Annotated in this window: 14 protein-coding genes and 1 tRNA gene; 2 read left to right on the top strand and 13 right to left on the bottom strand. The window is 50.2% G+C overall.

The window, feature by feature from the left end; genetic code table 11:
* Positions 1 to 3: 3 nt before the first annotated feature.
* Positions 4 to 88, top strand: a tRNA-Leu gene (locus tag F463_RS0100700).
* A gap of 585 nt (positions 89 to 673) precedes the next feature.
* On the opposite strand, the gene F463_RS0100695 is transcribed toward F463_RS0100700, so the two are convergent.
* The 8 genes from F463_RS0100695 to pabC form a co-directional block, all read right to left on the bottom strand.
* The gene (locus tag F463_RS0100695) at positions 674 to 1,042 is read right to left on the bottom strand and encodes a hypothetical protein (RefSeq protein WP_018985110.1); all 369 of its coding nucleotides are present in this window, start codon (positions 1,040 to 1,042) and stop codon (positions 674 to 676) included.
* Positions 1,043 to 1,144: 102 nt separating this feature from the next.
* Entirely contained in the window at positions 1,145 to 1,909 is a 765-nt protein-coding gene (locus tag F463_RS0100690) for an MBL fold metallo-hydrolase (RefSeq protein ID WP_018985109.1), read from the bottom strand.
* Positions 1,891 to 2,676 (bottom strand): TatD family hydrolase, encoded by a 786-nt coding sequence (locus F463_RS0100685; protein WP_018985108.1) that lies wholly within the window; start codon positions 2,674 to 2,676, stop codon positions 1,891 to 1,893. The genes F463_RS0100690 and F463_RS0100685 overlap by 19 nt, the downstream gene beginning before the upstream one ends.
* A gap of 38 nt (positions 2,677 to 2,714) precedes the next feature.
* Positions 2,715 to 3,077, bottom strand: a complete 363-nt coding sequence (locus F463_RS0100680) for a PilZ domain-containing protein (RefSeq protein ID WP_018985107.1) — start codon at positions 3,075 to 3,077, stop codon at positions 2,715 to 2,717.
* A gap of 28 nt (positions 3,078 to 3,105) precedes the next feature.
* Positions 3,106 to 4,101, bottom strand: coding sequence for a DNA polymerase III subunit delta' (holB, locus tag F463_RS0100675; protein ID WP_018985106.1), 996 nt, complete (start codon positions 4,099 to 4,101; stop codon positions 3,106 to 3,108).
* On the bottom strand, positions 4,098 to 4,703 hold the full coding sequence (gene tmk / locus F463_RS0100670; RefSeq protein WP_026295180.1) for a dTMP kinase: 606 nt from the start codon (positions 4,701 to 4,703) through the stop codon (positions 4,098 to 4,100). Before tmk ends, holB begins: the two co-directional genes overlap by 4 nt.
* Before the next feature lie 22 nt (positions 4,704 to 4,725).
* Positions 4,726 to 5,733, bottom strand: a complete 1,008-nt coding sequence (gene mltG / locus F463_RS0100665) for an endolytic transglycosylase MltG (RefSeq protein WP_018985104.1) — start codon at positions 5,731 to 5,733, stop codon at positions 4,726 to 4,728.
* Entirely contained in the window at positions 5,720 to 6,559 is an 840-nt protein-coding gene (gene pabC, locus F463_RS0100660; protein ID WP_018985103.1) for an aminodeoxychorismate lyase, read from the bottom strand. The genes mltG and pabC overlap by 14 nt, the downstream gene beginning before the upstream one ends.
* A gap of 197 nt (positions 6,560 to 6,756) precedes the next feature.
* On the opposite strand from pabC, the gene F463_RS0100655 reads away from it, so the two are divergent.
* Positions 6,757 to 7,191: a hypothetical protein gene (locus F463_RS0100655; protein WP_018985102.1), complete on the top strand. Its 435-nt coding sequence runs from the start codon at positions 6,757 to 6,759 to the stop codon at positions 7,189 to 7,191.
* Positions 7,192 to 7,210: 19 nt separating this feature from the next.
* Here F463_RS0100655 and F463_RS0100650 read toward each other — a convergent pair whose 3' ends face one another.
* From F463_RS0100650 to F463_RS0100630, 5 genes are read right to left on the bottom strand one after another with little or no spacing between them, the layout of a single operon-like run.
* Entirely contained in the window at positions 7,211 to 7,705 is a 495-nt protein-coding gene (locus tag F463_RS0100650) for an aminoacyl-tRNA deacylase (RefSeq protein ID WP_018985101.1), read from the bottom strand.
* A gap of 25 nt (positions 7,706 to 7,730) precedes the next feature.
* Positions 7,731 to 8,093 (bottom strand): nucleotide pyrophosphohydrolase, encoded by a 363-nt coding sequence (locus tag F463_RS0100645; protein ID WP_018985100.1) that lies wholly within the window; start codon positions 8,091 to 8,093, stop codon positions 7,731 to 7,733.
* A gap of 27 nt (positions 8,094 to 8,120) precedes the next feature.
* Entirely contained in the window at positions 8,121 to 9,308 is a 1,188-nt protein-coding gene (locus tag F463_RS0100640; RefSeq protein ID WP_018985099.1) for a THUMP domain-containing class I SAM-dependent RNA methyltransferase, read from the bottom strand.
* Complete coding sequence (locus F463_RS0100635) at positions 9,301 to 10,092, bottom strand: polyamine aminopropyltransferase (RefSeq protein WP_018985098.1); 792 nt, start codon at positions 10,090 to 10,092, stop codon at positions 9,301 to 9,303. The genes F463_RS0100640 and F463_RS0100635 overlap by 8 nt, the downstream gene beginning before the upstream one ends.
* Positions 10,092 to 12,014: a ribonuclease catalytic domain-containing protein gene (locus F463_RS0100630; RefSeq protein WP_018985097.1), complete on the bottom strand. Its 1,923-nt coding sequence runs from the start codon at positions 12,012 to 12,014 to the stop codon at positions 10,092 to 10,094. The genes F463_RS0100635 and F463_RS0100630 overlap by 1 nt, the downstream gene beginning before the upstream one ends.
* Positions 12,015 to 12,102 lie beyond the last annotated feature (88 nt).

Below are 12,102 nucleotides of genomic sequence, written 5' to 3'. Positions count from 1 at the left end.
TTAGCCCAGATGGCGAAATTGGTAGACGCGCTAGTTTCAGGTACTAGTGTTTAACGACGTGGAGGTTCGAGTCCTCTTCTGGGCACCATCAAGCAGCTTACCAGCTGCGCCAAATTAGACTCCCAAGCAATCGTTATTCTTACTGTACTCAAAAGAATTTGCCTGGCTACTGCTTGAATCAACATAAAGCAAGTTTAACACTCTTTCCCACTCGCGCCTTAATTAAGTCAAACTTCTCTTTGGACAAGCTAAACCATGATTTCATTCCAGCGCTTTGGCTCCATCATTTAATATCTTTTGAGTGTAGTGGTAAATTTCCAGTGCCATTTAATGCTCTAAGTATCGTGTCAGGTAAAGCTGTAACTTTAATTAATTGCCCCTAATCTCCTTAGTTTTAATTATCTTTTTTAGACCCACTTCCTCTCTGTACGTTTTTAAAACTCTTGATCACAACCAAACAAAAAGACCCAGGCATGACCATGGATCTCCTATCACCGTCGGTGAGGCCCGGCTAGTGCAATTAGTATTCTCTGAATAGCCACAAACCCAGTGAACACCTTTCAAAAATCGCATGAGCAATTTATTTTGATCAACGGCTCTTTTTGAAGGAACGAGCAAAAATAAAAAAACCCCGGTCACCCGAGGCTTTTTAGAAACTACCGTTTTTAATTACTTATCGGTTATTAAAAAAACCAATATTCATCACCCTGTCATTCACAAAAGTGACTTCGGTTTCTTTATAAGTATGTTTATCATCGTATCTCACCAAGTTTTTGTAGTACCACATTTCAACCTGCACAGGCTTGGAGTTGTCTTGTTGCTTACCCATGGTGCCTATCATGTTATTGGCATTACTTGGCTTGACAGACTGTTGCTTTTTAAAAGGCTGTCCGAGCTTTTCAATAATCAATTTTTTTGATTTGCCACTAAAGCCGCTGATAAATTCATCTTCTGTGTAAGTTTTACCGGCGAATGCGCTTGTCGCCGCCATCAGCACTGAAGCTGCTACCAGTATCGCCGAAATTTTTGCATATAACTTCATGTTTACTTCCTGTTATCCAAAATCGAGTTGCTGAATTATTATTTGGTGCAAGTATAACTGCTTATCGCCCGATTTGGTTGACCTGGCATGCCAGCAACATGGCTAAAAATGCAGTTGCAGTCCATCATAACCAACGACGACATTGGCTGGTAGCCGGGGTTGCAAAGCGTTGTATTCGAGTTCGTGTGTCATGTGTATCAGCACATTACGCTTGGCGCCTATGCGCTCAATCAAGCCCAGTGTTTGTTCCAGGCAGACATGGGTGGGATGCGGTTTTTCACGCAGGCAGTCAATCAGCAGGACATCGACGCCTTGTAACAAGGCATACGAGCTTTCGGGGATCTCTGACACATCGGTCATATAGACAAAATTACCGATACGGTAAGCGTAGATGCGGATCTTGCCGTGCATGATGGGGATAGGGATGATCATTTGCCCGGCGGCTTCAAAAGGCCCCTCAACGACATTGGCAGCCAGCACCGGCAAATCCCAATATTGGGGAATTGGGTCGCGCAGGGTATAGCCAAATTTTTCCTGAATATGGCTAATCGCCTCAGGGTAACTGTAGAGCGGAATCTGGCAGCGATTCACTTGGCAGAAGGCGCGCAGGTCGTCAATACCATGCAAATGGTCTGCATGTGTGTGGGTATAAAGCACCGCATCTACCCGGTTCATCTTTTCACGCAACGCTTGCTGGCGTAAATCAGGAGAGGTGTCGATGAGGATGACCCTGCCGTCATCGAGGGTCACCATGCTGGAGCAGCGCGTGCGCTTGTTACGGGTATCGGTGGAGGTGCAGGTATCACAACGACAGCCAACGGCAGGTGTGCCCGCACTGGAGCCTACGCCTAAGAGAGTGACTTGCATGGCTGGGCGTGCTTGAATAACTTGAAGAAATTGGCTGTTGTCGTATCCATGAATTGCTGTAATGGTACGTCTCTCAAGCGGGCAACCTCTTCAGCGACATGCCGCACATACGCTGGCTGATTGGTTTTGCCACGGAAAGGGATAGGAGCCAGATAGGGGGAATCGGTCTCTACCAGAATTTTATCTAATGGCACCTTTTGCGCGACGTCTTTCAAAGCCTGCGCATTCTTGAATGTCACAATACCGGAAAACGAGATATAAAATCCCATTTCAATGGCTGCCTGCGCCACTTCCCAGCTTTCGGTAAAACAATGCATGACTCCCCCGATCTCTGCTGCGCCCTCTTCCTCCATCAGGCGTAGCGTATCCTCGGCCGCATTGCGTGTGTGGATAATAAGCGGTTTACCTGTGGCCTTGGCTGCGCGGATGTGGATACGGAAACGGTGACGCTGCCACTCCAGATCGCCCGTCAGGCGGAAATAATCCAGCCCTGTTTCGCCAATCGCCACCACACGTGGATGGTTAGCCAACCTGACCAACTCCTCCACCGTCGGCTCTTGTATGTCTTCGTAATCCGGATGCACGCCGACTGAAGCGTATATATTCGGATGCTGCTCAGCAATCGCCAGCACTTCGGGGAATTTGTCCAGTGTCACGGAAACGCACAGGGCATGCCCGACTTCATTGCTACGCATGGTGTCTAGCACCTGGTCCATATTTTGGACCAGTTCGGGGAAATTAAGATGGCAATGCGAATCGACTAACATGTGACTTAAAGAAGCTCTATAACAGGATTAAAATGGGGCTAAATGGTATTGGATGGTCGGCTGGATTTGAGTGCTGCACCCAGGATGGTTTCAATGCGTTTCTTGGCTTCGACACCACCATCTTTGTCCAAGAACTGTATGCCTATGCCTTGTGGCTTGTTGTTAACCGCTTGCGGCGTAATCCAGATGACTTTACCGACTACCTTAAGCTTGTTTGGATCATTGAGCAAGGTGAGCAGCATAAATACCTCCTCCCCCATTTTAAACGGCTTGCTGGTGGGGATAAACAAGCCTCCCCCCTTGACAAAGGGCATGTAAGCGGCAAACAGGGCCGCTTTTTCACGGATAGCCAGCGACAAAACACCTGGTTTTGCAGCAGCGGGTGGTAAGGTATCGTTCATTGCCTAAGCTCCAGAATGCCTGGCGATGCTAGCCAAACATTTTTTTATACTGCAGTAATAGCTGTTCCAGCTGTAGCTCCTGATTGAGCGGATGCTGTGCTGTCATTTTAAAACGATTTAGTTGTTGTTGAAATGCCAGCAATCGCGATAAATTGACACCAGATGCCAGGGTTTGCATAGGCCCGGCATCACCAGGATGGTAACGCAGTGGTTGCTGGTTGCAAGATAACCATACATCCAGCAACCACTTTTGCAATGCCTGTATGGCCTGCTCCATGCCAAGTTTGATCAACACGGGTACCACGGCGATGACATCCATCTCAGCCCCTCGCAGCAATTGCGGCCGGAACTGCTGATACCAGCTATGCAAATCCAGCTCGTCCTGTAAGACCGTCGTGGGCGCACCACCGCTGTAGTGCCACACCCACTCCGCATGAGCAACTGATTGTGACTGCAGCCATTGCAGGCCCTGCTCAATGCTGGGCACAGGCATTTCCACCTGCATGCAACGGCTTAAAATCGTTGGCAGCAAGGCTTGCCGCTGATGTGACACCAGCAAAAACTGCGTCCGTTGCGGTGGCTCCTCAAGCAATTTCAATAACGCATTGGAGGCAGCAACATTCATGGCCTCAAGCGGATGAATCAACACCACGCGTATGCCATCCACTCTATGTGTGCTCAAGGCGAGGTAATCATGCAAGGCGCGGATCTGGTCAATCAAAATCTGCTGCCGTTTGCGCGTTTTCTTTTTACTGCCTTCGCTGCCACTGTCATCATCTTCAGGGGTGATTTCCCTGAAGTCCGGATGTGCGCCTTCCGATAGCCAATAGCAGGATTCGCACTCGCCACAAGCCATCCCATTTTGGGGTTGCAGGCACAGCAAACCGGCAGCCATGGTGCGTGCAAAATCCAGCTTGCCTATGCCAGCTTTTCCATGAAACAGCAAGGCATGGTGGCGGCTATCCCCTGCTTGCATCCATTGCGAAAACAGTGAATATTGCCATGGATAAATCTTTTTAATCATATGGATAAAATGATTTCTTCAACTGTTTTCTTCACTTCTTCGATCGGCCTATGTGCGTCGATGACGCGGAACCTTTGCGGATAATCGGCAGCCCTCTTTAAGTATTGAGACCGTAATCGGGCAAAAAATTCCGCCCCCTGGGCTTCAAACTTATCCGGCGTACGCGCGCTCGCCAGGCGTTGCAAACTAACTTCAACCGGTACATCAAACAGCAAGGTGACGTCAGGCTGCAACTCACCTTGCACCCATTGCTCCAATTGTTGCATCTTATGCATGGGCAAACCCCTGGCCCCACATTGATAGGCATATGAAGCATCGGTAAACCGGTCTGACACCACAATCGCATCACGTTGCAAGGCAGGTAATATCACCTGCTGCAAATGTTCGGCACGGGCGGCGAACATGAGCAAAGATTCTGTTTCCACATGCATCTCCCTGTGCAACAAGAGTTCACGCAACTCTTCCCCAAGTGGTGTGCCCCCTGGTTCACGTGTAGAAACAACCTCGCGACCACCTGACGCCAGCAGTTGCAGAATGGTAGGGATATGCGTGCTCTTGCCCGCACCATCCATGCCTTCAAGCGTAATAAATAGACCCGCCATTACCTCATCATCCCTCAGTCATTTAGTGTTTTTTTAATTGATAGGCCCGTACCGCCTGGTTATGTGCTTCCAGCGAGCTGGTAAATACATGCCGTCCCTGCCCATTTGCTACAAAATACAAGGCATTCGTCTTCGCCGGATGCAATGCAGCCTGAATAGAAGCCAATCCAGGCAAAGCGATCGGCGTGGGCGGCAAGCCACTACGCGTATAAGTGTTATAAGGCGTATCCGTTAACAAGTCTTTCTTGGTGATATTGCCGCGATACCGCGTGCCCATGCCATAAATCACCGTGGGGTCGGTTTGCAAGCGCATGCCTTTACGCAGGCGGTTGACAAACACGCCTGCAATTTGTGGCCGTTCTTCCTCTACCCCGGTTTCTTTTTCCACAATCGATGCCATCACCAGCGCCTCATACATGGACCGGTAAGGCAACCCAGCCTCACGCCCCTCCCAAGCGGCAGTCAAATGCTGCACCATTTTCTGGTAGGCCCGCTTGTAAAGGTCGACATCACTGCTTTGCGCATCGAGGAAATAAGTGTCGGGGAAAAACCAGCCTTCAGGATGTTGGTCCTGGCCGCTGACCAACTGCATCAGCTCATGGTCTGACAGCATCACCGTGTCATGACGGATCCCGGGCATTTGTGCCAGTTTCTGACGGAAATCGGAAAAGGTTTTCCCCTCTGTCAATTGCAACTTGAACTGGTCAAAGGTGCCATGCTTGAGAATATCCAGCAAAGATAGCACTTGTAACGGCGTATTCAGGGCGTAATCTCCCGCCTGTAATTTGTTGCCACTCCCTGTCAGCTTGACCATGAGCAAAAAACTGTATGGCTCAGTCAGCACGCCCGCAGCCACCAACTGATCAGCAATCCCGCGCACACTGGCCCCGGCTGGAATCTGCAACCCAATTGTTTCTGACGCCATGGGCAAAGGCCGGATCATAAAAATCACCATCCAGATGCCAAGTGCCAACCCACCGAGGCCAAGCAATACAGCCCCGTATTTCATACCCTGCTTAATGAACCACATAATTCAAATATGCTCTTAATTCCTTGGCCCAGTCATTGCTGGTAATCGCCTGCTCATCAATCTGCGTCACCTGCAATACACCATACACACTATTTGCGATTACCACCGCATCGGCAGTCAACAGGTTTTCCATCAATAAGCTAGTGGTCACGACTGTGTTGCCACGCGTTTTGTACCAGTCGAGAATTTTTTGCCGCATGACGCCGGCCACGCCGCAATGGTCCAGCGCTGGTGTCATGACCAAACCATCTTTGCTGATAAACAGGTTGCCGCTGACAGCTTCAATCACATGATCATCATAATCACGCAATATGCCGTCAAAAAAGCGGGGATCCTTGAGTTCTGCACGGGCCAATACGTTTTCAAGACGATTCAGGTGCTTGATGCCAGCCAGTAATGGCTGCGAGGCCAACCGGGTCTGGCAGGTATATAGGGCGACTCCCGCACTGTAAATCTCCGCAGAATACTCTGGCAGCGCACTATGGACAAACACTCGCGTGGGTTCACAAATGGCTGGCGGCGCATATCCCCTGGCGCCATCCCCGCGCGTAATGATGATCTTGATGATGCCGGAGGATTGCTCGACCTCCAAGGCAGACGCCATAAAGTACTTGAACTCCTGCATCAGCAATTCCGCTGATGGGCACACAATCTGGATTTTGCTGCAATCGGCCACCAGCGTCTGGTAATGCAACGGCCAATCCAGCAACTCACCATTGAGCAGGCGCATGGTGCGGAAAATACCATCCCCGTAGGCGAAACCACGGTTGGTCGGCGCAATGCCAGAGACCAATTTACCATTGACGCAATAGCGGACTGAGGTCATGAGATGCCAAAAAGAGTGATATCGAACAAGGCTGAAACCTTACCATAAATCGTCGCTGTCAGCCTCGCCACATCATGAAAAACAGCCATCAAACGGTAGTCAAATAGCGAAATGAAGGACTTTCTAAAGTTTATTAGATCAATGCCGTTAATGAGTTAAGTCGTAATGTATCCCTACTATTTTTACGAGGTAAGGCCATGTCAGTTTCAACCATTCAAACCAACCTCTCAGCATTATTGAATAAAGCCTATAACACCGGCTCAAGCGACGCCATCAGCCAGCTCGCCAAGGAAACGACAGCAAGCCCTGAAAGTACTGACTCCTCTTCAGCAAGCAGCCAGGTCACGCTAAGCGGTGCTGATAGCACAGCAGCCACCTACACCGCTAAAGGTTTGATGCAACAATTACGGCAATATCAATTGAGTAATGCTACCTTGATATTTGGCAACGGGGATGATAGCAATGAAGACACCATCGGCCTCACTGGCTTAATGGGCGGATCATTCAATACTGAGCAGGAAGGCATGAGCGAGGACTGGGTAGCTGATATCAGTGAAAATCCCGGCAAAGCGGCCGTCATGGTGGCCAGCACTAAAAGCAGCACGCTCAATACCATTCTCGGCAATGATTAACCGCTGATACCCCGCCATGCTACTCTTTGACAAAACTGCCTTGCGTTTTGCTGCTCAACAATTGCATCAAATCGGCTGAGCGTACAGCCAAGGCATAACCAAGCACACCGCTACCTATCACTACCGTCTCATAGCGAGACACACTGCTATCGACCAACACACGCAACCCTTCAGGTAAAGCGATGGGCGGCACAGCACCCACGACATAGCCTGTTGCTTCGGGCACTTCATCATACTCGGCCATCCGGCATTTACGTTCGTTTAAATGGCTGCGTAACAAAGCCCAATCAGCGCGGCCACCACCAGCAACAGCCAGCAAACAAAAGCCGCTGCTCTCTCCTTTGAATACCACACTGCGCACCACAGACTGCGGGTCTAAACCCTGGGCAGACAGTAATTCTTCCAGGCTACGGATAGGTTTCTTGTCTTCACTGAGTGGGATTTCAATGACCTGAAACTGGATGTGATGTTGCACGAGCAACTCAGTGACGGGCGAATGAATATTGGCGGTCATGGGTGTATTCCTTCACAAATCGCGATCAATCAATGGACTGGTATTCGGTGTATTTTGCATTGCTACCCTTGCATTTTTCAACCGGGTATTTTTGTGCATTGAGGTCGATTTTCGCATTGGCAGCCTGAATCAAATCAATGCCACATACCTCAGCAATGCGCAGCAGGTAGACAAAGGTATCTGCCAGCTCCTGCCCCACTTTTTGCCTGGTTTCTTCATCCAGTTGGCGGCTATCTGCTTCTGTCATCCATTGAAAATGTTCAACCACTTCGGCGGCTTCGACGATCATGGCCATGGCCAGGTTTTTGGGCGAATGAAACTGTGCCCAGTCGCGCTCTTCAACAAAGGCATTCACACGAGCTCGCAACGCATCAATTGAATCAGTCATTTTGCTATCCTGTTAACAATCAAAAGCTTACTGAGTATCATCCACCAATGGTGACTCTGACTTCTCACGGCGGTTGCTGCCTGCCACCATTTTGATTTCAAACAATCGGCATTCCAGCGGGCCATTATACAAAGGCGTTTTTTTGCTGGGGCTTAAGCGCATCAGCTTGGGCATCTGCAAATCGTTGGTGAGGAAATAGGTGTTCCAGCCAGAAAAGCGCTGCTTGAGCGTGGCGGCCATTTGCGGATAGAGCGCGGCCAGCGTTTCATCTTCACCGATACGCACACCATAAGGCGGGTTGGCGACCAGCACACCACTCTCGGCAGGCGGCACTACCTGGGTGAACTCCCAATGCGTCAGTTGTACGGCGTCCAGCCACCCTGCCATTTCCAGGTTCTGCTTGGTGACGCGTACGGCGCGTAAATCCATATCTGAACCGTAAATGCTTTGGAAAGTCACTGGTTTGACGGCTTTAGCTGCGGCATTGCGGATTTTGCGGAAGGTATCAGATTCAAAGTTTTTGAGTTTTTCAAAGCCGAAATGACGGTTTAACCCTGGCGCAATATTGAGCGCCATCATCACTGCCTCGAGCAAAAACGTACCACTGCCACACATTGGATCCAGCAGGGCCTGGCCAGGCTGCCAGCCGGTGAGCTTGAGAATACCCGCAGCCAGGTTTTCACGCAACGGCGCTTCTATGCTGTTTTTACGGTTGCCGCGCTGGTAAAGCGGGTTGCCAGAAGTATCGACATAGAGTTGGTAACTGTCGCTGGTCAGGTACACATGCACACGCACCGCGGGTTCGCGGGTATCAATATTCGGGCGGCTGCCGACGGCCTGGCGGAATTTGTCGCAAATCGCATCTTTGACACGCAGGGTAATAAATTCCAGGCTTTTAAGCGGGCTACGCACCGCCGTGACCTTGACCATCATGCTGTGCTTCACATCAAACCAGTTAGGCCAATTGATTTTTAACGCACCCTGGTAGATATCATCTTCTTTGGTATATTTGCCTCGTCCCACTTGCATGAGGATACGTGTCGCTACACGCGAATGCAGGTTGGCGTGGTAACAGACCGACAACTCACCGCTAAAACTGGCACCGCCATCGGTGGCTGTGATATCACGCGCTCCGCTCTGCTTGAGCTCATCGACGAGAATGGCTTCCAGGCCACGCGGGCAGGTTGCGAAAAATTGATTCAGGAAATTAGCCACCGAGTTGAAACTCCTTGCCGTTATTAGGGTTTGCGCCTTGCAGGCGGTCTATGAGGTCTGGAAAGTTGATATTGTGCGTTTGCATGGCTTCTTGTGCACGTTTGCGTAAAGTCGCCAGATCCGGGATAGGCAGTTCGGCGTTGAAGCCGAACACAATGATGTTGCCGGGCTTGCCTGTAGGCATCATCAGTACGCGTTGGTCGAATGTCTGCTCCATGCGCTGCATGTAGATATCAAACTTCTTGTCCGAGCCCCACAGGTTGATCGTAAACAGGCCGTTAGGGGTCAAGGCCTCGGCACAATCATCAAAAAAAGATTGTGTACAAAAGTCTGGCGGCAAACCATTGCTACCAAACGCATCCATCATGAGCCAGTCATATTGCCCTGGATGCTGTTGAATGTAAGCAATACCGTCACCTTCGATAATCTGCAGGCGTTCATCATCGTCAGGCACGTAAAAATGACTGCGTGCTGCCTGAATGACCTGCGGATTCAGTTCAATCACGGTCTGCCGGATCTGCGGACAGAATTTCCATACATACTTGGCAATGGAGCCACCGCCCAAACCAACCAGTACCAATTTACTGGCATCTGGCTTGAACAACAGGCTACTCATGGCGCCCCAGGAGTAAGCCAGCACCAAGGCATACGGGTCCTTGACCTTCATGCTGCTTTGTATGGTGGGCGAACCCAGGTGCATGGAGCGTACGCCGTCTGTTTCAGTGACTTCTACCATCTCAAAGTCGGACACGGCTTTATGAATTTTTCGGTTGAATTTAAACATTACGCGCTCTCTGCCTGTTCATCCGAGTGACTGGCGGTTTCAACGGGTGCATTGTTTTCTTCTGGCATGGCTTCTGCTGACATCACCTCTTCAACCACTTGCAAGAATTTGCTCTCCAGCTCCATCAGCAAGGTATCCACTTTCTGCACCGCCAACCTGACTTTAGTGCCAGGTTTGGTCGCTGGCAAACTGTGCACCTTGGTCATATACGGCAGGCTTTCAAGACGCACCAGGTTTTCACGCCAGACGGTCGCGTCGATTTCAGTGATATTTTCCTGGATCAGGTATTGCAAGCACCAGTAACGTTCCATGCGTGTCTGGAATTCGTTATAAGCATTATAGGTTTGATCAAAATTCCGCATATGGCCGACGATTTCATCGCCGTTGGCTGCATAGACAGGGTCTTGTAGCGTCAGCACACTGATCAGTTGCCGCTGGTTGATTAAATCCACCGCACGGCGTAAGGGAGAAGTACACCAGGCATATTGCGCCACGCCCAAGCCTTGATGGCTTTCAGCCTTGGTCGTCATATACACTTTGCCGCCATTTTGCGCGCGGTAAATACCAGGTACGCCATGCTCGGCCAGCAACAGACCCCACTGACTATTGGCGGCAATCATGAGCTCGGCCACCAGTTTATCCATGGGGGAACCGCGCTGGCGATTGATAATGCTGACTTTTCCCTCAGTCACATAAAAGTTGTAATCCACCGGTTGTGGGCGCGTCGGATCATATTTGCCACGGGCTTTTTCCAGGCTCTCGGCAAAACGGAACAGGAATACCAGCGATGACCACAATGGATGTCCGCTATCCTGTTCTAAAGTGGTTTCATTGAAATAAGGTTCCAGCGTATCGTGGCGCAAGTTATCGGCAATCTGCACCCGCTCCAGTCGGCTGTGCTGATGCACGATACTGAAATCAGGGGCCACTTCCAGATAGAGTGATAATGCGGGCTTGGTCTCACCCGCATCCAGGCTGAATGGTCGGATCGCCACTTCTGGCAACATGGTAATTTTGTGCCCTGGCATATACACGGTGGAGAGGCGCTTCATGACCTCATTGTCCAGTGCCTCACGCGGTGCAACCCCCAAGGACGGCGCAGCAATATGGATACCCACCTGTGTATTGCCATTAGCTAGCGGCGTCACCGACAAGGCATCATCAATCTCGGTGGTTGTACTGTCATCAATACTAAATGCCTGTACACCAGACAATGGTAAATCTTCAGGGGTCGCTGTCAGCGTAAATGGCGGGAATTCAGTGCCATGCGAAAAATACTCGCGCAGAAAAGCACCCAGATGGTAATCATGTACAGAAGGAATCGCGCCAGCATCATGCAATACCTGGATAGGCAACTTTTTGAGTTCAGCAGCGGCCTGGTCCAAGGCTTTCCACTCCAGGCTACTTTTGTCAGGCGCATACAATAACTGGTCTTGCTTGCCAGCGAAGCTATCTGGTAGTGTTGCTGCTTTGAGCTGAGTCACCATTTGCGCCATCAGCTCGGCTTGCTGGCGTTTTTTTTCCATGCCAGCAAGGGCTGCTTTCAAGGTGTCATCAGGCGCCGCTTTATACTGCCCCTTGCCTTTGCGGTAAAAATACATGGGCGCGCCATGTAATTTAATGGCAATAGCGGCTGCCTGTTGCCGACTGGGCTTGCCGCCATAGTACTCTTCAGCCAGCGCTTCAAAACTGAATTCAGACTCACCACAGCATTCCCACAAAAAGTCTGTATCCAATGTGTCAGCCTCAGCCTGTGCGGCCTCCAGAAAACCTGACAGGCTACCGTCAAACCGCATCAGTACGTTAGCGGTTTTGATTTTGCTGCGCTTGCCCGAGCTCGCTTCGACCTGCATGCTGCTATCGGCCTCGGACATAATGGAGGCGACTTTAAAGCCTCCATCTTCTTCATAAAAAACATTCATCTGGGAAATAACTGTGCGAGGTTCACACTGTGGATATTCAAAACGCTATTTTACCCGAGAAGCGCACTGTTTTTTGGCAAGCAGTGAA

Source organism: Methylophilus methylotrophus DSM 46235 = ATCC 53528 (assembly GCF_000378225.1).
GTDB lineage: Bacteria > Pseudomonadota > Gammaproteobacteria > Burkholderiales > Methylophilaceae > Methylophilus > Methylophilus methylotrophus.
Note: the sequence above shows the minus strand (reverse complement) of the source record. Positions and strands in the feature narration are given on the sequence as shown.